The sequence below is a fragment of the Streptomyces sp. NBC_01116 genome (assembly GCF_041435495.1).
Lineage (GTDB): Bacteria > Actinomycetota > Actinomycetes > Streptomycetales > Streptomycetaceae > Streptomyces.
On record NZ_CP108644.1, the window covers coordinates 644,244 to 667,294 of the forward strand.

19 protein-coding genes are annotated in these 23,051 nt (G+C 71.4%); 3 read left to right on the forward strand and 16 right to left on the reverse strand.

Going from position 1 to position 23,051, the window contains the following annotated elements; translation table 11 throughout:
* Positions 1-73: 73 nt before the first annotated feature.
* The 7 genes from OG245_RS02605 to OG245_RS02635 all read right to left on the reverse strand — a co-directional run bounded on the left by OG245_RS02605 (position 74) and on the right by OG245_RS02635 (position 7,522).
* Entirely contained in the window at positions 74-1,303 is a 1,230-nt protein-coding gene (locus tag OG245_RS02605; protein WP_371621911.1) for a type III polyketide synthase, read from the reverse strand.
* Complete coding sequence (locus tag OG245_RS02610) at positions 1,227-2,447, reverse strand: cytochrome P450 (protein WP_371621912.1); 1,221 nt, start codon at positions 2,445-2,447, stop codon at positions 1,227-1,229. Before OG245_RS02610 ends, OG245_RS02605 begins: the two co-directional genes overlap by 77 nt.
* Positions 2,448-2,594: 147 nt before the next feature.
* Entirely contained in the window at positions 2,595-3,434 is an 840-nt protein-coding gene (locus tag OG245_RS02615; RefSeq protein ID WP_371621913.1) for an ABC transporter ATP-binding protein, read from the reverse strand.
* Positions 3,431-4,483 carry a FecCD family ABC transporter permease gene (locus tag OG245_RS02620; protein ID WP_371621914.1) on the reverse strand — a complete coding sequence of 351 codons (1,053 nt, stop codon included), beginning with the start codon at positions 4,481-4,483 and terminating at the stop codon, positions 3,431-3,433. The genes OG245_RS02615 and OG245_RS02620 overlap by 4 nt, the downstream gene beginning before the upstream one ends.
* Positions 4,480-5,520 (reverse strand): FecCD family ABC transporter permease, encoded by a 1,041-nt coding sequence (locus tag OG245_RS02625; RefSeq protein ID WP_371621915.1) that lies wholly within the window; start codon positions 5,518-5,520, stop codon positions 4,480-4,482. Before OG245_RS02625 ends, OG245_RS02620 begins: the two co-directional genes overlap by 4 nt.
* The gene (locus OG245_RS02630) at positions 5,517-6,548 is read right to left on the reverse strand and encodes an iron-siderophore ABC transporter substrate-binding protein (RefSeq protein WP_371621916.1); all 1,032 of its coding nucleotides are present in this window, start codon (positions 6,546-6,548) and stop codon (positions 5,517-5,519) included. Before OG245_RS02630 ends, OG245_RS02625 begins: the two co-directional genes overlap by 4 nt.
* Positions 6,549-6,748: 200 nt before the next feature.
* On the reverse strand, positions 6,749-7,522 hold the full coding sequence (locus OG245_RS02635) for an AraC family transcriptional regulator (RefSeq protein WP_371621917.1): 774 nt from the start codon (positions 7,520-7,522) through the stop codon (positions 6,749-6,751).
* Between the two features lie 283 nt (positions 7,523-7,805).
* On the opposite strand from OG245_RS02635, the gene OG245_RS02640 reads away from it, so the two are divergent.
* Complete coding sequence (locus OG245_RS02640) at positions 7,806-8,339, forward strand: EF-hand domain-containing protein (protein ID WP_371621918.1); 534 nt, start codon at positions 7,806-7,808, stop codon at positions 8,337-8,339.
* A gap of 225 nt (positions 8,340-8,564) precedes the next feature.
* Here the strand turns inward: OG245_RS02640 and OG245_RS02645 are convergent, their stop codons facing one another.
* Together OG245_RS02645 and OG245_RS02650 are read right to left on the reverse strand one after the other, a co-directional pair.
* Entirely contained in the window at positions 8,565-9,812 is a 1,248-nt protein-coding gene (locus OG245_RS02645; protein WP_371621919.1) for an MFS transporter, read from the reverse strand.
* Positions 9,813-9,906: 94 nt separating this feature from the next.
* Complete coding sequence (locus OG245_RS02650; RefSeq protein WP_371621920.1) at positions 9,907-10,479, reverse strand: TetR/AcrR family transcriptional regulator; 573 nt, start codon at positions 10,477-10,479, stop codon at positions 9,907-9,909.
* 141 nt (positions 10,480-10,620) lie between these two features.
* Here OG245_RS02650 and OG245_RS02655 point away from each other — a divergent pair, with 141 nt between their 5' ends.
* Positions 10,621-11,286: an O-methyltransferase gene (locus tag OG245_RS02655; RefSeq protein WP_371621921.1), complete on the forward strand. Its 666-nt coding sequence runs from the start codon at positions 10,621-10,623 to the stop codon at positions 11,284-11,286.
* A gap of 21 nt (positions 11,287-11,307) precedes the next feature.
* On the opposite strand, the gene OG245_RS02660 is transcribed toward OG245_RS02655, so the two are convergent.
* The gene (locus OG245_RS02660; RefSeq protein WP_371621922.1) at positions 11,308-11,724 is read right to left on the reverse strand and encodes an acyl-CoA thioesterase; all 417 of its coding nucleotides are present in this window, start codon (positions 11,722-11,724) and stop codon (positions 11,308-11,310) included.
* A gap of 199 nt (positions 11,725-11,923) precedes the next feature.
* Between OG245_RS02660 and OG245_RS02665 the strand changes: the two genes are divergently transcribed.
* Positions 11,924-14,953 (forward strand): carbohydrate binding domain-containing protein, encoded by a 3,030-nt coding sequence (locus OG245_RS02665; protein WP_371621923.1) that lies wholly within the window; start codon positions 11,924-11,926, stop codon positions 14,951-14,953.
* On the opposite strand, the gene OG245_RS02670 is transcribed toward OG245_RS02665, so the two are convergent.
* The 6 genes from OG245_RS02670 to OG245_RS02695 all read right to left on the reverse strand — a co-directional run bounded on the left by OG245_RS02670 (position 14,946) and on the right by OG245_RS02695 (position 23,037).
* The gene (locus OG245_RS02670) at positions 14,946-16,928 is read right to left on the reverse strand and encodes a GTP-binding protein (protein ID WP_371621924.1); all 1,983 of its coding nucleotides are present in this window, start codon (positions 16,926-16,928) and stop codon (positions 14,946-14,948) included. The genes OG245_RS02665 and OG245_RS02670 overlap by 8 nt on opposite strands.
* A gap of 134 nt (positions 16,929-17,062) precedes the next feature.
* Complete coding sequence (locus OG245_RS02675) at positions 17,063-18,130, reverse strand: aldose epimerase family protein (RefSeq protein WP_371621925.1); 1,068 nt, start codon at positions 18,128-18,130, stop codon at positions 17,063-17,065.
* A gap of 93 nt (positions 18,131-18,223) precedes the next feature.
* Positions 18,224-19,255, reverse strand: coding sequence for a LacI family DNA-binding transcriptional regulator (locus tag OG245_RS02680; RefSeq protein ID WP_371621926.1), 1,032 nt, complete (start codon positions 19,253-19,255; stop codon positions 18,224-18,226).
* 97 nt (positions 19,256-19,352) lie between these two features.
* Positions 19,353-20,402: an ABC transporter permease gene (locus tag OG245_RS02685; RefSeq protein ID WP_371621927.1), complete on the reverse strand. Its 1,050-nt coding sequence runs from the start codon at positions 20,400-20,402 to the stop codon at positions 19,353-19,355.
* On the reverse strand, positions 20,399-21,376 hold the full coding sequence (locus OG245_RS02690) for an ABC transporter permease (protein WP_371621928.1): 978 nt from the start codon (positions 21,374-21,376) through the stop codon (positions 20,399-20,401). Before OG245_RS02690 ends, OG245_RS02685 begins: the two co-directional genes overlap by 4 nt.
* Positions 21,373-23,037, reverse strand: a complete 1,665-nt coding sequence (locus OG245_RS02695; RefSeq protein ID WP_371621929.1) for a sugar ABC transporter ATP-binding protein — start codon at positions 23,035-23,037, stop codon at positions 21,373-21,375. The genes OG245_RS02690 and OG245_RS02695 overlap by 4 nt, the downstream gene beginning before the upstream one ends.
* Between the last annotated feature and the right edge of the window lie 14 nt (positions 23,038-23,051).

The window sequence follows — 23,051 nt, forward strand, 5'->3', positions numbered from 1 at the left end:
TCACGGAGCGAGTGCGTCCGCGAAGCGCGAACACCCGTTCCTTCGTCCCCGTCCGTCGGTCGCCTTAGCGGGTTCAGCCGGACAGCGCAACGCCGGCGGTCAGCTCCAGCTCGTCGAGGTCGTGTCCGACGTCCGCCCGGAGGTCGTCCTTCGCCCAACTGCCCACGGCAACCTCGGCGGTGATGCCGGGACCGAAGCCGGCGATGAGCCCCTGCGCGGACTCGGCGGCCCCGCCGTCGTCGAAGAGCCGAGCCAGTGCGTCGAAGACGACGGAGCTGGCGATGTTGCCGCGTTCGGTGAGGGTGGCCCGGCTGTAGCGGAACATCTCGGGCGGCAGGTTCAGGTAGTGGCAGAGGTCGTCCAGGATGCGCGGTCCGCCCGCGTGGACGATGAAGAAGTCCATGTTCGGGACGGACCAGCCGTGCAGGTCGACCAGGTCCAGGAGCACCGGGGCGAGCATCTCCATGGTGCCCGGGACCCGCTTGTCCAGCTGGAAGTGGAACCCGGTGTCGCGGACGGCGTAGGAGATCCAGTCCTCGGTGTCGGGCACCAGGTGGGAGCCGTTGCGCTCCAGGCGCATGCCGGTGCCGCCCTGTCCTCGCACGACGGCCGCCGAGATGGCGTCGCCGAAGAGCCCGTTGGAGAGGAGCGAGCCGACCCCGATGTCGGTGGGCTGGTAGCACAGCGAGCAGAACTCGCAGGACACGATGAGGACGTTGGACTCGGGGTAGGCCAGGCAGAAGTCGTGCGCGCGGTTGATCGCCGCGCCGCCCGCCGCGCAGCCGAGCTGGGCGATGGGCAGTTGGCGGGTCTCGGGTCTGAAGCCCATGCTGTTGATGATCCACGCGGTCAGCGAGGGCATCATGAAGCCCGTGCAGGAGACGTAGACGATCAGGTCGATCTCGGACGGGTCGGTCTCGGCGTTGGCGAGCGCCTGCCGGACGACTTCGGGGACCCGGGCCTTGGCCTCGGCCTCGTACACCCGGTTGCGCACCTCGAATCCGGGGTGCGCCAGGGTCTTCTCGATGGGCTGTACGAGGTGCCGGGTCTGGACGCCGGTGTTCTGGATGAGCCTCAGGACGAGGTCGCGCTGCGGGTGCCCGGCGTGGGTCTCCCGGGCGAGGTCCAGGGTCTGCTGCATCGTGATGACGTGCTCGGGCACAGCGATGGCCGGTCGGCACAGGGTCGCCATGGGTTCTCCTCGTTCTCTGGAGCGAAGGCTCTCGTCACCATGTGACGGGCAGGGCGAGCGGGTAACGCCAGATGGACGTCGTGTTCCACGAGACGTCCGCGGGCGGCACATCCAGACGCAGGGCCGGGAAGCGGGTCAGCAGCGTGGAGAAGGCCACTTCCAGTTCCATGGTGGCCAGCGGTGCGCCCAGGCAGTGGTGGGCGCCCCAGCCGAACGTCATGTGGGGGATGGTCGGCCGGTCGGGATCCAGCTCGTCGGGACGGTCGAACTTGGCGGAGTCCCGATTGGCCGTCAGGTAGGACACGTGCACCACATCGCCGGCCTTGATGAGGACTCCGGAGAGCTCCACGTCCTCCAGCGCGATGCGCGGGATGCCGACGCCCTTGCGGAAGGGGATGTGGCGCAGCAGCTCCTCCAGGGTGCGGGGCAGCCGCTGCGGTTCGGCCCGGAGGGACCGCATGAGGTCCGGGCTGGTGAGCAGGGTGTAGGCGATGTTGCCGAGTTGGTAGGTGGTGGTGTCCTGGCCGGTGATGAGCAGGACCATCGCCATGACGGCCAGCTCGTCGTCGTCCAGCAGTTCGTCGCCGTCCCGGGCGGTGGCCAGGGTGCTGATGAGGTCCTCGCCCGGGGCGCGGCGCCGCTCCGCGGTCAGCTCCTGGAAGTAGCCGCGCAGCTCCGCCTTGGCGCGTACCGCGTCCTCCTTGCCCGCGGCCCCGACGTTCATCATGGTCATGGCGTGGGCCCGGAGCCAGGGGCGGTCGGCCTCGGGGATGTCGAGCGCCTCGCAGATGGTGATCAGCGGCAGCGGCGCCGAGACCCGGGCGACGAAGTCGGCGGGTGACCCCTCCTCCTCCATCTCGTCCAGCAGCCGGTCCACCACACCCTGGGTCCCGCCGCGCATCTGCTCGACGCGACGCGGGGTGAAGCTCTTGGCGACCAGGCCCCGCAGCCGGCTGCTGGCGGGCGGGTCCATGAGGTTGATGGACTCCGCCTGCACGATCGGCTCGGGCGTCATCCGGGGGAAGTCGCGGCCGAGGACGGCGCTGCGGCTGAACCGCCGGTCGGTGGTGACCGTCCGGACGTCCTCGTAGCGGGTGACCAGCCAGGCCTCGCCCTCTCCGTACGCCATACGGATGCGGGACACCGGCTCCTCGGTCAGCAATTGCCTGAGCTGGGGGTCGAACTCCAGCTGCTGCGCGTAGTCGAAAGGACAGGTCCGGACGGTTTCCTTGTTCTGCACCGAGGTGTTCTCCACCGAGGTTCTCCCAATGACCGCTTCGAGGAAAAGGGCGTGTGCCGGACCGGAGCCCGGCGCCCGACCTACCCTCTGTGCCCCGTCACTCTTCGAAACATGTCAGTGACACGCCGCAGTCAGCCGATCAGGGGGCGTACGCCCCGGCGTTCACGCGGTCGGCTCCCCGACGGGCAGCGTCCCGGCCCGGTCCAGGACGTGGTGGCGGCCGATCGGGAGCATCAGGGGCCGGCCCGACACGGGGTCCTCGATGATGCGGCTGTCGAGATCGAAAACGGCCCGTACGGACTCCTCGGTGAGCACCTCGGCCGGGGTGCCGGAGGCGTGGAGCCCGCCGTCGGCGAGGGCGATCAGGTGGTCCGCGTACCGGGCGGCGAGGTTGAGGTCGTGCAAAACCATCACGATGGTGGTGCCGCGCGAGCGGTTCAGGTCGGTCAGGAGGTCGAGGACCTCGATCTGGTGGCTGGCGTCGAGGAAGGTGGTCGGCTCGTCGAGCAGCAGCAGCTCGGTCTGCTGGGCGAGGGCCATGGCGATCCAGACGCGCTGGCGCTGGCCGCCGGAGAGTTCGTCCACCGCGCGTTCGGCGAGCGGTTCGGTGTGGGTGGCCTCCAGGGCGGCGGCCACGGCGGCGTCGTCCTTCTCGTTCCAGCGGGAGAAGACGGACTGATGGGGGTGGCGGCCCCGGCCGACGAGGTCGGAGACGGTGATGCCCTCGGGCGCGACAGGCGACTGCGGCAGCAGGCCGAGGGTGCGGGCCAGCTCCTTGGCGGGCAGCCGGTGCACCTCCTTGCCGTCCAGGACGACGCGGCCGGCCCGGGGGGCGAGCAGTCGGGACATGGAGCGCAGCAGCGTCGACTTGCCGCAGGCGTTGGCGCCCACGATCACGGTGATCCGGCCGGGCGGTACGGCCAGATCGAGGGAGTCGACGACGGTGCGGTCGCCGTAGCCGAGGGTGAGTCCTTCGGCGGTCAGTCGGTGGTGCGTGGTCATAGCGAGCCTCCCGCCCGGTTGGTGCGGATGATCAGGTAGACGAGGTAGGGGGCTCCGAGGACGCCGGTGACGACGCCGACCGGGTAGCGCTCGCCGAAGGCGAACTGGCCGGTGAAGTCGGCGACGAGGACGAGCAGCGAGCCGACGAGCCCGGCGGGCACCAGCAGGGAGCCGCCCGCTCCGGTGATCCGGGCCGCGATGGGGCCGGAGAGGAACGCTACGAACGCGATGGGTCCGGCCGCCGCCGTGGCGAAGGCGATCAGCCCGACGGCGGCGACGATCACCGTGATCCGGGTGCGCTCCACGCGTACGCCGAGGGCGGAGGCGGTGTCGTCGCCGAGCTGGAGCGCGGAGAGGTTGCGGGCCTGGCCCAGCAGCAGCGGGGTCAGGACCGCCGCCGCGACGAGCGCGGGGACGGCCTGCTCCCAGGTGGCTCCGTTGAGGCTGCCGGTCAGCCAGCGCATCGCTTCCTGGAGGTCCCATTCGGCGGCCCGGGACAGGACGTAGGAGGTGATGCTGTCGAGCATCGCGGAGATCCCGATGCCGATCAGGATGAGCCGGGTGCCGACGACACCGCCCTTGAACGCCAGGGAGTACACCAGCAGGGCGACGCCGAGGCCGGCGGCGATGGCGAGGACGGAGACCTGGACCTCGCCGAGCGACAGGGTGACGATGGCGATGGCCGCGGCGGCGCTCGCCCCGGAGCTGATGCCGATGATGTCGGGGCTGGCGAGCGGGTTGCGGAGCATCGTCTGGAAGGTGACCCCGGCCAGGCCGAAGCTGAATCCGGCCACAGCGGCGAGGACCGCGCGGGGCAGCCGCAGCCGGCCCACCGTGAACGACGCGCCCGGCACCTGCTCCCCGAGGACCACCCGGAACACGTCGCCGGGCGGGTAGAAGGTCCGGCCCGCCATGAGCGTCACGGCGAACGCGGCGAGGACGAGGAGCAGCAGCGCCAGGACGACCCGGCGGCGGCGCGAGGCGCCGCGCACACGGCGGCGGGTGGCGGCCTCGACGGACGGCCGCCGGGTGAGGACGGGTGCGCTCACAGGGCACGTACCTTCTGTCGGCGGACGATGTAGATGAAGAAGGGGGCCCCGATCAGTGCGGTCACGATGCCGACGTCGATCTCCGAGGGGCGTGCCACGATCCGGCCGACGACGTCGGCAGCGGTGAGCAGGACCGCGCCGAGCACCGTGGAGAGCGGCAGGAGCCAACGGTGGTCGACGCCGACGAGCAGTCGGCAGGTGTGCGGGACGACGAGCCCGACGAAGCCGATCGGTCCGGCGACGGCGGTGGCCGCTCCGCACAGCAGGACGGCTCCGAGGGCGGCCATCGCCCGTGCCACGGCGACGCGTTCGCCGAGTCCGGCCGCCAGATCGTCGCCCAGGGCGAGGGAGTTGAGGGCCCGGGCGGAGAGCAGGCAGACGGCGAAGCCGACCGCGAGGAACGGCGCGACCTGGCCGATGCGTTCGAAGGACGCGCCGCCGACGCCGCCGATCTGCCAGAGCTTGAAGCTTCCGGCGATGTCGTTGCGCGGCAGGATGATCGCGCTGACGAGCGAGGCGAAGGCCGCGGAGGTGGCGGCTCCGGCGAGGGCCAGCTTGAGCGGGGTCGCCCCTCCTCTGCCGAGGGTTCCGACGGTGTAGACGAACAGGGCGGCGAGGGCCGCGCCCAGGACGGCGGTCCAGACGTATCCGGTGGGCGAGGTGAGCCCGAAGAACGCGACCGCGGTGACGACGGCGAGGGACGCCCCCATGTTGACGCCGAGGATGCCGGGGTCGGCCAGCGGGTTACGGGTCACGCCCTGCATCACGCCGCCCGCGAGCCCGAGTGCGGCGCCGATGACGACGGCGAGCACGGTGCGCGGGATGCGCTTCGTCGCCGCCGCCCGGCCCAGGGTGTCGTCCGCGCCGCCGAGCGCCGCGACGACGTCGGACCAGGGGACGTCGCGGGAGCCGATGGCGACGGACGCGACCATGACCGCCGCCAGGGCGAGTACGGAGAGCAGGACCCACAGCAGGCGCACGCCCGCCGGACGTCTGGTGACGACGTCCGGCGGGGTACGGGTGTCGGGCTCGGTCACTTGACCTTGTCCGCGGCCTCGGCGAGCGCGGCGGCGTAGTCGTCCAGCACGTAACCGATCGACAGCGGCGTCGGGTTGGCGGCCGTGGCCAGCGGGCTGGTGCCGGGCAGCAGGTAGACGGAGCCGCGCTCGACGGCGGGGATCTTGGAGAGCAGCGGGTCCTCGGAGACCGTCTTCAGCAGCTCACCGGTGTCGTCGCCGTAGCCGGTGATGATGTCGACGTCGTCGAACGCGTCGATCTGCTCGGCGCTCTTGGTGAGGGCGAACTTGTCCGTGCCCTCGGACGCATTCGCGATGCTTCCGGGGATCTTCATCCCGAGGTCCTGGAAGAACTGGGTGCGGGTGTCGTGGGCGGTGTAGAAGCCGACCTGGCTGACGTCGTTGGGGTCGACGTGCGTCATGAACATCGCCGACTTGCCCTTGAGCTGCGGGTACTTCGCGGCGGTCTTCGCTATGTCCCCGTCGAGCTTCTCGATCAGCTTCTCGCCCTCGTCGGCCAGCCCGATCGCCGTGCTGTTCGTCCGGACGATCTCGCGCCACGGCGTCGCCCAGGCGGCGTCCGGGTAGGCGACGACCGGGGCGATCTCGCTGAGGGTCTCGTAGTCCTTCTTGGTCAGACCCGAGTACGCGGCCAGGATGACGTCCGGCTTCGTGTCCGCCACGGCCTCGAAGTCGATGCCGTCGGTCTCGTCGAAGAGCACCGGCGTCTTCGCCTTCAGCTCGTCGAGCCTCTCCTCGACCCAGGGCAGCACGCCGTCGTCGTTGTCGTCGCCGAAGTTGGCCGCGGCCATGCCGACGGGCACGACGCCGAGCGCGAGCGGCACTTCGTGGTTGGCCCAGTTGACGGTCGCGACGCGCTTCGGCTTCGCCGGGATGGTGGTCTTGCCCAGGGCGTGCTCGACGGTCAGGGGGAACCCGCCGGAACGGCTTTCGTCGTCCTTGTTCCCGGCGTCGGTGGTCCCGGCGCAGGCGGAGACGCCGACGAGGGCGGCCGCCACGACGAGCAGGGGGAGGCGGTGTGAAGACATGGGTGTGTACCCGGCTTTCCGGATGTCGGGGTACCGCTTCTCGCACGTCGGGGCGTGCGCAGCCGTCATGGATCGGTGCGCGGCGCGTGCGGCATCGGCTTAGGTAAGGCTTGCCTTCGAACCCTATGAGAATCGACCCGGCTGTCGCAATCAACCGTTTGGGACATGCCCTGTAGCGATACGGACACGGGGTCGGGCCGTCATTCCGGCCGGAAGGTCCCCGGGGTGAGTCCCGTCGTACGCCGGAAGGCGGCGCCGAACGCGCTCGCCGAGCGGTAGCCGACCTGTTCGGCCACGTCCTCCACGTCCCGTCCCCGGGTCAGCAGGCCGATGGCGTGCTGGGCGCGGACCGCCGCCACCCAGCGCACGAAGCTCGTGCCCGTCTCGGCGGTGAACGCCCGGGTGACCGTACGGGCGCTGACGCCGAGGGCGGACGCCCAGTCGGCCAGCGTCCGCCGGTCGGCCGGATCCTCGCGCACCGCTTCGGCGATCGGGCGGAGCAGCTCGGAGGCCGGGACCCGCACGAGCAGTTCACGGGGCGACGGTACGAGGACGTCGAGCACCAGCGCCTCGGTCGCGGCGCGCGAGGCGGCCGTGAGTCCGGGTTCGCCGAGCCGTTCCAGCAGCAGGCGCAGCAGCGGGGTGATCTCGACGGCGACCGGCGTGGCGGAGATCGACGCGGTGGTACGGAAACCGAAGAAGCTCGCCCGGAACCAGGTCCCGGCGGTCGCCGATCCGGCGTGCAGGGTTCCCGCGGGCATCCACAGGCCCAGGGCCGGGGTGATCGTCCAGATCCGGCTCCCGACCACCGCGGTGGAGGCGCCGCGCTCGTTCCAGAGCAGTTCGTGGAAGGGGTGGGAGTGCGCGTCCCAGAGCGTGTCGTGGGTGACGACCTCGTCGTAGCCGGCGATGACGAAGGAGGTGTCCACCGAACCGGGAGCGAACGCGGGCAGCGTCCGGGTCTCGCTGGTCATGGCAGACGGACCTCGGTCGTACGGGGGCCGCTCACGGCGGACGGGGCGCGCATCGGCTCAGCCTAAGGGTACGGGGCAGCTCTCGGAGGCCCGGGGGCGCGCGGGTCCGGCGAGCCCCTCCCTCTGCCTCAACTTGACGTTTACGCAGGTCAGTTACGTCCTTCAGGTGAAAGAACCACGGCTTTCGCCGCGGATGCCGCTCTTCGACGGACAGTGGGTGGGCCGACCGGGCACCGGGCCGCGGTCGGAGGGAACGTGACATGCGGAGAAAGGTGACGGATTCATGGGCACTGAGGCCACCAGGCGGGTCACGCTCGTCTTCTCCCTGTTCGACGCCAACGCCAACGGAGTCCTGGAGGCGGACGACTTCGACCTCATGGCCGACCGCGTCGTCCGGGAGGCGCACGCGTCGGACCGGGCGGCGAAGGACGCGATGCGTGCGGCGTTCCGGCGGTACTGGACGACGCTGCGCACCGAGCTGGACGCCGATGGCGACGGCGAGGTCACCTTCGAGGAGTTCACCGCCTGCGTGCTGTCGCCGGAGCGGTTCGACGCGACCGTCGGGGTGTTCGCCGAGGCGCTGGCCGCGCTCGGCGACCCGGACGGCGACGGTCTGATCGAGCGGCCGCTGTTCATGGCGCTGATGACGGCCATCGGGTTCGAGCCCGCGAACATCGACGCGCTCTTCGACGCCTTCGAGCCCAACGACGGGGACCGGATCCGGGTGGAGACGTGGGTCGCCGGGATCAAGGACTACTACGCACCGGGCAAGGCCGGCATCCCGGGCGATCATCTGGTCGTCGGCACCGCCGCCTGACCGGGCGCGCGCGGATACGGCCGACGGCGGCGGGCGCCCGGGTGGGCGTCCCGGAGGACGTCCGGGAGGGCACCCACCGTCCCGTCGTCGCCGGTCCGATCCGTCCGGTTCCGATCAGCGCGGTCCGGTCCGCCCGGTCCGCCCGGTCCGCCCGGTCCGGCAGCCCACGGCGCCCGTGGCCGGGCGGCCGGGCGCGCCTCGGAGCCGAGGGGGTGGACGCCGGTCTCAGCGCTTGCCGAGGGACGGGCGCTTCGTCCTGGGTGCACGCGGGCCGCGGTTCCCCTGAGGGTCGAGGGGCTCGTTGCGGCCGGTGAGGAGAACGGCCAGGCCCGCGAGTGCCATCAGCGCGGACAGGACGGTGAAGCCGGCGGAGAAGGTGGCCACGTGTGCCGCCACGCCCAGCATGAGGGCCCCGAGGCCGGTACCCGCGTCGTAGCCGATGTTCCACGCGACCGAGGCGGCATGCCGGTTCTCCACGCCCGCGCGGTCGAACGCCTGGACGAGGGTGAGGCTCTGGAGCCCTCCGTACGCCGCCCCCAGGAGAAGCAGGCCGGCCAGCAGCGCCGGGGTACGGTCCGATCCGACGCCCGACGCGGTCAGCGCCAGGCCCGCGCACGCGGTGAGGGCGAGGATTCCGGTGATGGGCCGCAGGGCGATCCGGTCGGCGAGTTCTCCGCACCCCCAACGGGCCAGTGCGGCGGTGGCGGTGAGGGCGAACAGCCCCGTGGCGGCGAGCGCGGGGGTGGCGGTGAACTGCGGGGCGAAGGTGAGGACGGCTCCGCCGGCCGCCGTGACCAGGAGCAGCACGGCCAGGGGCCGCCGGATGCGTCGGAGCACCGCGACGGCGGGGGCGGGGTTCCGGGCGGGGCCACCCGGGGACGCCGGACCGTCGGCGCGGTCCTCCACGGCGCGGCCGAGGGAGCGCGCCCAGGGCAGGGCGAGGACGGGGAGAACGCCGCAGGCGATGACCGCGGGCAGGGCGAACGTGTCGGTCAGCCAGGGGGCCGCCGGGGTCAGGACGACCTGGGGCAGGGCGACGGCGAGACCGTAGAGGCCGATGACCGCCCCCTGGCGTCCCCGCGGGGCCAGTACGGCCGCGGCGGTGGCGCCGCAGACGGTGACGATGCCGAAGCCCGCTCCCCGCAGGGCGGTCGTCAGCAGGACGGGCAGCAGTTGGTCGCTGAGGGCCTGGAGGAGCGAGGGCAGGCCGAGCAGCAGTGCGCCGAGGACGAGAGTGCGGGTCCACCCGAGCCTGCGCAGCATGGTCCTGACGAACAGCTGGGTCAGGACCGTGGCGGCCATCAGGACGGCGGTGACGAGTCCGGCGCCGAACTCGTCCGCCCCTCCCTCGACGGCCCACGCCGGTGAGACCGGGAGCAGGAGGGCGAATCCGGAGAAGCAGAACAGCACCGTCACCAACAGGTGCGGGATGCCCGGGGCCCGGACGACTGATTCCTTCGCGGCTACGGACATGGGCGTCGGCTTGTCCCTTCACATGCGGGGGTGGAGAGCGGAAACGGGGCGGCGGGAGGAGGCCGCGGACTGATGCCGGCGGGAGCCACCGGCATCAGTCCGCGGCGAAGGCGCGCAGGAACCGCTCCACCTGCTGCTCGGTGTCGACGCCCTCGGGATCCCGACCGGACAGGACGTGGAAGAACACGGGGCCGATCAGCAGGGCGGTCGCCTGCTCCAGCGACAGATCGTCGCCGCGGCCCTCCAGCAGCGGGGCCGCCACCGCGGCCGCGCTCTCGCCGAGGACGTCGCCGGACGCCAGGAGGGCGGCCACGTCCGCGTCGTGCTGGGCCTCCCCCAGAAGGGCTCGGTAGGCCGCTCCCGCGTGCGAGTGCGCGAGGAAGCCGGTGAGGGCGTCGAGATAGGCCGTGAGGTCGTCGCGGGCGACTCCGGTGAGGGGGACCGCGAGCTCCTGCCGGGCGTCGATGACGCTGGCCTCGTAGAGGACCTCGGCCTTGTTCGACCACCAGCGGTACACGGTCTGCCGGCCCACTCCGGCGCGTTCCGCGATGCCCTTCATGGTCAGTGCCGCGTACCCGACTTCGACCAGAAGGTCGTCGACGGCGTGCAGCACGGCCGCCCGTGCGCTCTCACTGCGGGGCCTGCCACGGCCGCTTTCCTGAACCATGCCCCCACTATAAACGAGACACCGTGCATCGAATGGTGGTAGCTTTACGGTGCACGGTGCCTCGAAATAGCGATCGGCCCACGCTTTCCGCTCTCCCCACCGCCACCGCTCTCAGCGCCCGGACCTCCAGGAGCCCGCACCATGACCGCAGACACCCACACCCTCGCGGAGCCGCGCCTCCGCTCCGCCCTGACCCGCATGTTCGAAGCCGCCGCCCGTGACGACGAGGCCGCGGCACGCGTGCGAAGCCTCCGGCCCGACGACCGAGGAGCGCTGACGGCGCAGGAACTCGCCGACGCGAACCGGGAGATCTACATGCCGATCTCGGCCGACGGCGGCAGACTCCTCTACAACCTCGTCCGCGCCACCAGGCCGAACACCGTCGTCGAGTTCGGCACCTCCTACGGCATCTCCACTCTCCACCTGGCGGCCGCCGTTCGCGACAACGGCTCGGGGCACGTCATCACCACCGAGATGAACGCGGCGAAGGCCGCCGCCGCCCGCGACACCTTCACGGCCACCGGCCTCGACGACGTGGTCACCCTCCTGGAGGGAGACGCCCTGCAGACGCTCGCCGCGCTGCGGCAACCCGTCGACTTCCTGTTCCTGGACGGCTGGAAGGACCTCTGCCTGCCCGTCCTGCGACTCCTGGAGCCCCACATCGCCCCCGGCACCCTCGTCGTGGCCGACGACGTGGACCTCACCGCACTGGTCCCGTACCTCGACCACGTCCGCGACACCGGCAACGGCTACCAGAGCGTCACCTTCCCCGTGGAGGACGGCCTCGAAATCAGCTGCCGCCTCTGACCGCTCTGGGCTCCCCGCCGGTCAGCCGGTCAGCAGATCGGGGTTGTCGGCCAGGGCGGCGAGCCGGCTTCGCGGGTCCGGGACGAGCCGGCGTTCGGTCAGGTCGAGGACGCCGGCCACTCCGGTGATCTCGGCGGCCACCGTGCCGTCCTCCTTGACGATGTGCTGCTCCATCGTGAACGTCTTGCCCGTGCCGTAGTCGAACCGGCAGGTCACGCGTACCCGCTCGCCGCCACGCAGCTCGCGGCGGTACTTGACCGTCACCTCCAGCTGCACCGGGCCGATCCCGTCGGCCAGCAGCTTCTCCTGGGGCAGCCCGGCGGCCCGCAGCAGCTCCCAGCGCGCGTGCTCCGCGTACTGGAGGTAGACGGCCTGGTTCAGGTGGCCCTGGGTGTCGAGCTCGTAGCCCCGCACGGTCACGTCAACGGAGAAGGTCATGACCGTGCGAACGCCCGCGCCGGCCCGTCCATTCCGGCGAGGAGGTGCTGCCGGATCCCTTTACGCACCTGTCATGCACCGGTAACTTCCTCCCCGCAAGGAATTGCAGCAAGATTCCGGCGGAACTTGCCATCGGATCGTGCTCGCCCGCCGAACCCCGAGGCGCGTCAGGGTTCTCCCCCTCCCCCTGGAGACACGCATGAGACGCACCCCTCACCGGCTGCCGAGACGCCCGCTCGCGGCGGCCGTGGCAGCGGCCGGGCTGCTGGGACTCCTCGCCGCCGCGCCACGGCCCGTTCCCGACCCGGCCACCGCGCCCGTCGCGGCCTCGGCCTCCGCCGCGACCACGGCGACCGTCTTCTACTCCACGAAGACCCGGAACTGGTCGTCGTACTACCTGCACTACTCCCCCGACGGCGGCTCCTGGACCGCCGTGCCCGGCACCCGGATGGAGGCCGCCTGCACCGACTGGGTCAGGCTGACGGTCCCCCTCGGAGGCGCGGGCGGACTGAAGACGACCTTCACCGACGGCTCGGGCACCTGGGACAACAACGCGGGAAGGAACTACGACCTGGGCACCGGGAACATCACCGTCCAGGACGGCGTCGTGGCGCACAGCGACCCGTGCGCGGGCACGGGGCCCGAGGAGCCGGAGGAGCCCCAGGGGCCGAACGCGGCGTCGGTCTACTACGCGACCTCCACCGTCGGCTGGCCCACCGTCAACCTGCACTACCGACCGCACGGTGGAGCCTGGACGACCGTCCCCGGCATCGGCATGGAAGCCGCCTGCACCGGCTGGGTGAAACGCACGGTGGATCTGGGCAGCGCCACCGGCCTCCAGGCGACGTTCAACAACGGCAACGGCGTGTGGGACAACAACAACGGCAACGACTACACCCTGGCGACCGGGCTCACCACGGTGAAGGACCGCAAGGTGACCCCCTCGGCGAAGGACCCGTGCGCCGCCGAGGAACCCGACACCGAGGCGCCCACCGCGCCCACCGCGGTGAAGGCCGCCGCCGACGGGGTCGCCGTGGTGGTCACCTGGGAACCCGCCACGGACGACCGGGGTGTGACGAAGTATCAGGTAGTTCGGACCGGCGGCACGAAGGGCACGGTGGTCACCGACACCACCTCGACCGTGTTCTCCGACACCGGACTGGAGGCGCGGACCGCCTACCGCTACACCGTCCGGGCCGTCGACGCCGCCGGGAACGTCTCGCCCGAATCCGCCCCCGCCTCCGCCACCACCGGCGACAAGCCCACCGCACCGCCGGCCGGCACGCCGCTGGGCACCGACCCCCGTAAGGACCCCGTCTACTTCGTGCTCACCGCCCGCTTCAACGACGGCGACAGCACGAACAACCGGGGCGGCAGCCAGCACCGGAAGTCCGGCAACGCCGCCAACGACGACCCCATGTTCCGGGGCGACTTCAAGGGGCTCGTGCAGAAGCTCGACTACGTCAAGGGGCTCGGATTCTCCGCGATCTGGATCACCCCGGTCGTGCTCAACCGCTCGGACTACGACTACCACGGCTACCACGGCTACGACTTCTACAAGGTCGACCCGAGGCTGGAGTCCGCCGGGGCCTCGTACCAGGACCTCATCAACGCGGCGCACGCCAAGGGTATGAAGATCTACCAGGACGTGGTCCACAACCACTCCTCGCGCTGGGGCGCCAAGGGACTGTTCACCCCGAAGGCCTACGGGGTGCGCGACGCCCAGTGGAGCTGGTACTACGACGAGAAGGACGACGCCTTCACGTACGACGGCCTCACCGTCGAGCCGAAGTCGGGGAAGTCGTACTACAACGGTGACCTGTGGTCCACGGCCGAACCGTCCGGCAACACCTGCCTCAACTGGGGCACGCCCACCGGACACACCTCGCCGGAGGGCTACCGCATCTACAACTGCCAGTGGCCGAACCCCACTTCGGGCATGTTCCCGAAAGCGCTCTACCACAACTGCTGGATCGGCAACTGGGAGGGCGAGGACTCCCGCTCCTGCTGGCTGCACGACGACCTCGCCGACTTCAACACCGAGAACGCCCAGGTCCAGAACTATCTGATCGGCGCGTACAACAAGTACATCGACATGGGCGTCGACGGCTTCCGGCTCGACACGGCGGTGCACATCCCCCGCACCACCTGGAACCGCCGTTTCCTGCCCGCCATCCAGGAGCGGGTCACCCAGCGGTTCGGGGCCGGTGCGGCGGAGAACTTCTTCGTCTTCGGTGAGGTCGCCGCCTTCGTCAACGACAAGTGGAACCGTGGTTCGGTCAACCACTCGGCGCAGTTCTTCACCTGGAAGGAGCGCAAGGAGTACAGCGCGGACGACGAGAAGGCCGCCCTGGAGATGTACGACCACGAGCAGCAGCAGGGCACGGCGGCGCAGCCCGTCTCCGACAACGCCTTCCTCAAGGGCAACGCCTACCACGCCCCCGACCGCAGCCGGGCCTCCGGGATGAACATCATCGACATGCGGATGCACATGAACTTCGGGGACGCGAACAACGCCTACCACAACGGCAAGGACTCCGACGACGCGACCAACGACGCCACCTACAACGTCGTCTATGTCGACAGCCACGACTACGGGCCCAACAAGAGCAGCGAGCGGTACGCGGGCGGCACGGACGCCTGGGCCGAGAACATGTCGCTGATGTGGACCTTCCGGGGCATCCCGACGCTCTACTACGGCTCCGAGATCGAGTTCCAGAGGGGGAAGAAGATCGACTGCGGGCCGACGTGCCCCCTGGCGACGACCGGGCGGGCCTACTTCGGGGACCACCTGGCCGGTGAGGTGACGGCCTCGGACTTCGGCAAGGTGTCCTCGGCCACCGGGAAGGTCGCGGACACCCTGGCCGCACCGCTGGCACGGCACCTCCAGCGGCTCAACGAGATCCGGCGCGCGGTGCCGGCACTCCAGATGGGCCAGTACTCCACGGAGGGCATCAGCGGCTCCATGGCGTACAAGCGCCGCTACACCGACGCGGCGGCCGGCACCGACAGCTTCGCCCTGGTGACGGTCTCCGGGAGCGCCACGTACACCGGCGTCCCCAACGGCACGTACAAGGACGCCGTGACGGGGGACGCGAAGGTCGTCACCGGAGGCACCCTCGCGGTCCCGGCCCCCGGGAAGGGCAACCTGCGCGTGTACGTCCTGGACCTCGGCGGGAAGAACGCAGCGCCGGGGAAGATCGGCGCGGCGGGCCCCTACCTCAAGTAGCGGGGGCTCGGTCGGCGACCCGCCGCACCGTGCGGAGCAGGTACTCCTCGCGGTGCAGCGGGTCGTGGTCGGTGCGCGGGCGGTCCGGAACCGGGCCGGTCACCGGGCGGTGGCCGGCGAAGGCGGACTCCAGCACGCCCTCGCCCCGGGTCGCCCCCGGAAGCAGCCGCTGGAGTTCGTGGACGCGGGCCGCCGGCATCTCGCCCTCCACGGTGCAGAGGGCACCGTGCGTCTCGGGGAGTCCCGGCTCCGCGCGGAGCCGGGCGAGGACCGGGACCAGTGCGCCGAAGGCGTCCGCGGGCGTCTCCAGGCGGAACCGGTGCATCGGCTCGTACACCCGCGTTCCGGCCCGGCGCAGCGCGTCCATCAGGACCAGGGGCGTCAGACCGCGGAAGTCGCCCGCCGTGCTCGACACGCTGTTGTAGCCGGCATGCGTCTGGGTGACCACGCAATCGGTGACCTGCCAGCCGTGCAGGCCCTGGCCCAGAGTGGCGCGGACGGTCTCCTCGACCGCCCGCACCAGGGAAGGGGGCATGGAGCCGCGTTCCACTTCGCGGCGGAACTCCACCCCGCTGCCGTACGGGGCCGGGTCGACGCGCAGTCCGACGGTGGCGAGGAAGGGGTTGCGGTCCGTGTCGATGAACTCGGCGGCCGTCCCCGAGCCGACGGGCCGTTCCCGGCAGATGGTCGTGGTCCCCCGGAAGATCACGTCCACGCCGAACTCCTCGGCCAGAGTCGTCTGGATGACCTCCTTCTGCACCTCCCCGTAGAGCGAGAGGGACACCTCCCCGCGGAGGTCGTCGCGGCGGACGGCGATCAGCGGGTCCTGTTCGGCGAGACGGCCGAGTGCGAGGTGCAGGGCGCCCCGGTCCTCGGGGCGTCGCGGCACGACGACCGTCTCCAGGGTCGGCGGGGCGAAGTGCCGGCGCCCCGCCCCGGCCCGGTCCGCGCCGACGCTGTCGCCGATCCGGATGCCGGCCAGCCCTTTCAGCCTGCCGATCCGGCCGGCGCGGACCGCGGACGCCGGCACCTCACGGCCGTTCTCGAAGACGCTGACCGCGGAGACCTTGCCTTCGCCCTCCTCGCCGTCCGGGCTGCGGAAACGCAGCACCTCACGGGTGCGCACGGCCCCCTCGACCATACGGACGTACGCCGTCCGCTCGCCGTTCGCGGTCCGGTCGACCTTGAACACCGTGCCGCGGGCCGGCGCCTCCGGATCCCCCGTGGCGGCGGGCAGCAGTCCGGTGATGCCGCCGACCAGGGCGTCGATGCCCGCACCGGTGGCGGCGGAGCCGAAGAAGACCGGGTGGACGAGGCACCGGGCGGTCTGTTCGGCCAGCGCCCCGAGGAGCCGGGTGCGGGTGAGGCCCGCCGGGTCGTCGACGTACGCGCTCAGCAGCTCGTCGTCGTGCCGGGTGAGCAGGTCGGTGAGCGCACCGGTGAAGCCGGGATCGGCCCCGGTGAACGGGGTGCTCGTCGCACCGTGGGTGCCGAGGCCCCGGACGGAGCCCATCGCGACGATGTCCGGGGAGAGCCGTTCGGTGATGCTCGTCAGCAGCGAGCCGTAGCGTGCGCCGGGCCGGTCGGTCTTGTTGACGAACAGCAGGGTCGGGATGCGCAGTCGGCGCAGGGTGCGGAGCAGGACCCGGGTCTGCGCCTGGACGCCCTCCACCGCGGACACGACCAGGACGGCGCCGTCGAGCACGCCGAGGACCCGCTCCACCTCGGCGATGAAGTCCGGGTGGCCGGGGGTGTCGATCAGGTTGACCGTGGTGGCGCCGAGGGTGAAGGAGACGACGGCGGACTTGATGGTGATGCCGCGCCGGCGCTCCAGGGCGAGGGAGTCGGTGCGGGTGCTGCCGTCGTCGACGCTGCCGAGGGCCTCGATGGCTCCGGCGGTGTGGAGGAGCCGCTCGGTCAGGCTTGTCTTACCGGCGTCGACATGCGCCAGGATTCCCAGGTTCAACGTGTGCACGAAGCTTCATGTCCTTGAGAGAAAGGTCGGTTTCTGTCGGGAGGGACACGAAGGCTCGGCGCATGTTTCGGACTCCTGGGTCGTACCGGTGGACCGGCGGAGTAGATCAGGGGGCGGCCGGGGGCCGCAACCGGTTATCCGCGGCGCCGCAGGTGCGGGAAGCGCCATTCGGTGCGGCTGCGCAGGATCTCGCCGGGGCGCAGCACGGTGGTGGGGTGGCCGGGGCGGTTGGGCGAGTCCGGCAGGTGCTGGGTCTCCAGGCAGAGCGATCCGTGGCGGCCGTGGCGGCGGCCGGTGCCGTCGGTGAACGCGCCGTCGAGCTGGTTGGCGGTGTAGATCTGGAGGCCGGGTTCGGTGGTCCAGAGCTCCAGGGTCCGCAGGTCGCCGGGGGCGGTGAGGCGGGCGGCCCGGCGCAGGGTTCCGGGGTCGGCGGGGCGCAGGACCCAGCAGTGGTCGAAGCCGCCGGCCCGGTGCAGTTGGGCGTCCGGGCGGTCGAGGCGTTCACCGATGCGCCGGGGGGCGGTGAGGTCGAACGGGGTGCCGGCCACCGGAGCGGGCGGGCCTTCGGGGATGGAGCCGGGGTCGATGGGGAGGTAGGCGTCGGCGTCGACCTGGAGGGTGTGGCCGAGGATGTCGTCGCCGCCGAGGTTGAGGTAGGAGTGGTTGGTGAGGTTGACGACGGTGGGGCGGTCGGTGACGGCCCGGTAGTCGGCGGAGAGGGTCCCGGCGGTGTCCAGGGTGTAGGTGACGGTGACGTCGAGCGCTCCGGGGAAGCCCATGTCGCCGTCGGGGCTGCGCAGGGTGAGCCGGAGGGCGGCGGCGGTGCCGGTACGGTCCCCGGTGGCGGACCAGACCTTGGTGTGGAAGCCGTCGGGGCCCCCGTGGAGGGCGTGGCCCCGGTCGTTGGCGGGGATGTGGTGCGTGGCCCCGTCGAGGGTGAAGCGGCCGTGGGCGATGCGGTTGGCGTACCGGCCGACGACGGCCCCGAAGTAGGGGTTCCTGTCGGTGTAGTCGTCGAGCGCGGGCAGCGCGCGGACGACCGGGCCGGGGCTGCCCGCGGTGTCCGGCACGGTGAGGCTGTGCAGGACGCCGCCGTAGGTGAGGATCTCGGCCCGGACGCCGGTGCCGGAGTCGAGGGTCCAGAGGTCGATCTCGCTCTGCCCGTGGGCGCGGCCGAACGGTTTGCGGTGCACGGTGGGCATGAGGAGTTCCTTGGGGTGCGGAAGGGACCCCGACGGGATCTGCCGTCAACTGCTCGCCTTTCGAAGGCAGTTGACGGCGGATCCAAGGGGTCGCTAGCGGGGCGGTCCGGAAGCCTCGCGGGGAGTGGTGGATTCGCGGACGACGAGCCGGTAGCCGGGGCGGGGCCGCCGGGGTTCGGCGACGGGGGTGCCCGCGAGGCGTTCGACGAGGCTGTCGACGGCGAGCCGGGCGATGGCCGCCTTGTCGGGCGCGATGGTGGTGAGGGTGGTGGCCCCGTACCGGCTCTCCTCGATGTCGTCGAAGCCGACGACGGCGATGTCGTCCGGGATGGTGAGGCCGCGTTCGGTGATGGTGCGCATGGCCCCCGTCGCGATCATGTCGTTGTACGCGAACACGGCGTCGGGCCGCTCGCCCCGGTCGAGCAGCGAGGCCATCGCCGCCGCGCCGTCCTCTCGTCCGTAACCGTCGGTGACGACGACGAGGGACTCGTCGGGCTGGATGCCGGAGGCGGCCAGCTCCTCGCGCCAGCCGCGCAGCCGGAGGTGGGCGGGCTGGCGCTCCCGGCCGGTGCGGGAGCCGAGGAAGGCGATCCTGCGGTGGCCGAGGGCGACGAGGTGGGCGACGGCCTCGCGGGCGGCGGCCACGTTGTCGATGGCGATGTGGTCGTAGGGGGCCTCGTACTCGCGCTCGCCGAGCAGCACCAGCGGCGCGGTCTCGGTGCGGGCCATCAGGTCCTCGGTCTCCAGGTGGATGGGGCTGAGGATGAGGCCGTCGATGACGTGGGAGCGGAAGCCCTGGCAGACCAGCAGCTCCTTCTCCCGCAGGCCCGCCGTGTGGTCGACCAGGACGGTGTAGTCGTGCCGGGCCGCCGCGTCGACGACCTCGCCGGCCAGCTCCGCGAAGTACGGGTTGCCGAATTCGGGGACGGCGAGGGCGATGATGCCGGTGCGGCCCTTGCGGAGGTGGCGGGCGGTGAGGTTCGGCCGGTAGCCGAGCTCGTCGATCGCCTGCTGGACCTTGGCCCGCATCTTCGGGGTGACGTGCTGGTAGTTGTTGACCACGTTCGACACGGTCTTGATGGACACGCCCGCCCGTTGAGCTACGTCCTTGAGGCTGACGCCCACGGCACTCCTTGTTGCTTGGTTCGACGCGGCCCGATCCGTACGGTTCAGGTGGTCTCCGGATACGTACGGTTCAGGTGGTTCTGCGGATACCTACGGTTCAGGTGGTTCTCCGGCTGCGCGCGAGGTAACGCTGCGCCACCACGACAACGATAAGGAAGCCGCCGCTGACCACTGACTGGTACGAGGAGTTGAGTGAGCCGATCTGGTTGATGAGGTTCTGGATCACGGCGAGCAGCAGCACGCCCCAGAGGGTGCCGCTGATGGACCCCGCGCCGCCGATGAGGAGGGCGCCGCCGATGACGACGGCGGAGATCGCGTCGAGTTCCATGCCGACGCCGACGATGGTGACCCCGGAGGAGAGGCGGGCGGCGTTGAGCGCTCCGGCGAGGCCGGCGAGCAGTCCGCTGAGGGTGTAGACGAGGGTCTTCGTCCGGGCGACGGGCAGGCCCATGAGGGTGGCCGCGTCGCTGCTGCCGCCGACGGCGAACAGGGTCTGTCCGAACGAGGTGCGCTGGAGCAGGAGTCCGCCCGCCCCGAAGAGGGCCAGGGCGATGAGGATCGGGTATCCGAAGCCCCGGACGCTGCCCTGGCCCAGCTCGGCGAAGGCGGAGTCCTTGGGCACCAGGTAGGTGGTGGCGCCCTCGTCGGTGAAGGCGAGCAGCATGCCGCGGGCCGCGAGGAGGGTGGCGAGTGTGACGATGAAGGGCGCCATGTTCGCGCGGGCGATGAGCAGGCCGTTGAGGAGCCCGATCGCGCCGCAGACCACCAGGGGCACGAGGAGGGCGGCGAGGAAGCCCGCTTGCGAGGCCCAGGCGGCGAGGACGCCGCCGAGGGCGAAGACGGAGCCGACGGAGAGGTCGATGCCGCCGGTGATGATGACCAGGGTCATGCCGAGGGCGACGATCGCGAGGAACGAGGCCTGGACGGTGACGCCGCGGGCGTTGTCGAGGCTCGCGAACGTCGGGTAGACGAACGAGGCGATGAGGATCACGGTCAGCAGGACCGCGAGGACGCCCTGGCGCTGGACGAGTTCGCCGATCCGGGAGCCGGTGGAGCGTCCGGGGCGGGGTTCGGGACGCGAGGGGGCGTCCTTGAGGGGTGCCGGGGCCTTCGCCGCGGGCACGGTGGCCGGTGGGGTGTTGTTCATCGGGACCTACGCTCCCGGGCGACGTAGACGGCGGCGATGATGATGGCCGCCTGGGCGATCTGTGCGGTGGAGTCGGGCAGGTCGTGCTTGACGAGGGTGGCGCGGAGCAGCTGCATCAGCAGCGCGCCCGCGACGGTGCCGAGGACCCGGATGGAGCCACCGTTCAGCGGGGTGCCGCCGACGACGACCGCCGTGATGGCGGAGAGCTCCATGAGGGTCCCGAGCGAGGACGGGTCGCTGGCGGTGAGCCGTGCGGTGGCGAGGATGCCGGCGAGGGCGGCCATCACCCCGCACAGGATGTAGACGCCGACCAGGACGCGCTTGACCGGCAGTCCGGACAGCGCCGAGGCCGGGCGGTTGCCGCCGATGGCGACGATCTGGCGGCCGAAGGTGGTGCGCTGCACCAGGAACGCGACGGCGAGCGCGAGGACGCCCGCGATGAGGACGACCGTCGGGATGCCGAGGAAGGAGCCGGTGCCCAGCGCGAGGATGTCGGGGTTGACGATCTGCTTGAGCCGGCCGTCGGCCATGACGAGGGCGAGGCCCCGTCCGCCGACGAACAGGGCGAGGGTCGCCACGATGGGTTGCAGCCCGACGAGCGAGACCAGCGTCCCGTTGATCGCGCCGACGACCGCTCCGGCGAGCAGCGCGATCAGCAGGGCGGGGACCAGCCCGTAGCCGAGGTAGAGCGGCAGCAGGGCGGCGGCGAGCGCCATGGTGGAGCCGACGGAGAGGTCGATGCCCTCGGTGCCGATGACCAGGGCCATGCCGAGCGCGACGATCACGATGGGCGCGACCTGGACGAGCTGGGTGCGCAGGTTGTCGGCCGTCATGAAGTGCTCGGTGAACAGCGCGTTGAACAGCAGCACGACGGCGACGGCCGCGTACACCCCGTACTCCTGGTACCAGGCGGGGTCGCGCAGCCGGGCCAGTGGCTTCGCGGCGGGGCGTGGCAGGGTGGCCTGGGTGGTCATCGGGGGTCCTCCTGGGCGGCCGGGGCCGCCCCGCCGGAATCGGGCGTGTGGTCGGCGAGCACGGCGTCCGGCGCGTGGTCGGCGTCCGGCGTGTGGTCGGCGAGCACTTCGAGCAGGCGGCTCTCGTCCACCTCGTCACCGGCGAGTTCACCGGCGACCGCGCCGCCGCGCAGGACGACGATGCGGTCGGCGCCCTCGATCAGCTCCTCGATGTCGGAGGAGATCAGCAGCACGGCGAGCCCCTCGCGGGCGAGTTCGTCGATGAGGGACTGCACCTCGGCCTTGGCGCCGACGTCGATGCCCCGGGTGGGCTCGTCGAGCAGCAGCACCTTGGGTTCCAGGCAGAGCCAGCGGGCGAGCAGCACCTTCTGCTGGTTGCCCCCGGAGAGTTCGCCGACCTTCTGCTCGGGGCTGGACGCCTTGATCCGCAGCCGTTTCATGAAGAGGTCGACGACCCGGTCCTGCTTGGCGCGGGAGACGATGCCGCCCCTGGAGAGCCGGGGCATGGCGGCGAGCACGATGTTCTCGCGGACGGAGAGGCCGGGGACGATGCCCTCGGCCTTGCGGTCCTCCGGGAGCATGCTGATGCCCGCGCGGATGGCCGCGGCCGGGGTGGGGCGGCCGAGGCGCTTGCCGTCGACGGTGATCTCCCCGCCGTCCAGGGGCAGCGCGCCGGTGAGCGCCTTCGCGGTCTCGCTGCGCCCGGAGCCCAGCAGACCGCCGAGTCCCAGCACCTCGCCTGCGTACAACTCCACTGATATGTCATGCAGTTGGTGGCGGCGGTTGAGGCCCTTGGCGGTGAGGACGGGGGTGCGGGCGGCGTCGTGCCCTTCGGCGGCGAAGCCGGTGAGGCCGTCGCGGCGGACCTCGGCCATGTCGCGGCCGAGCATCATCGACACCAGCTGCATGCGCTGCAGCGGGGCGAGTTCGCCGGTGTGGATGTGGCGGCCGTCGCGCAGGACGGTGACCCGGTCGCAGATGCGGTAGAGCTCGTCCATGCGGTGGCTGACGTAGAGGACGGCGATGCCCTGGCCGCGCAGGTTCTCGATGACCCGGAAGAGGGTCTCGACCTCGCGGGGCTCCAGCGACGAGGTGGGTTCGTCCATGATGACGACCTGGGCCCGTACGGAGACGGCGCGGGCGAGCGCGACCATCTGCTGGGTGCCGATGCCGAGCGTGTGCAGGGGCCGCTTGGGGTCGACGCGGACGCCGAAGCCGTCGAGGAGTTCGGTGGTCTCGCGGTTCATCCGGGCGAAGTCGATGAGCCCGAGGCGGTTCTTCGGCTCCCGGCCCAGGAAGATGTTGCGCGCCACGCTCATCAGCGGGACGAGGTTCACCTCCTGGTAGATGGTGGAGATCCCGGCCTGCTGCGCCTCGAACGGGCGGGCGAAGCGGACGGGTTCGCCGCTCACGCGCACCTCGCCCTCGTCGCTCCGGTAGACGCCGGTGAGCACCTTGATGAGGGTGGACTTGCCGGCTCCGTTCTCGCCGACGAGTGCGTGGACCTCGCCCGCGCGCAGGGCGAAGGAGACGTCGTCCAGGGCGACGACGCCCGGGAACCGCTTGCTCACCGAGCGGGCTTCGAGGACGGGGTCCGCCACGGCGGCGGCACCGGCCCCGGAGGTCTCCGGGCGCTGGGGTGTCGCTGGGGTTGGTGCCATGAAACCTGGCCTTC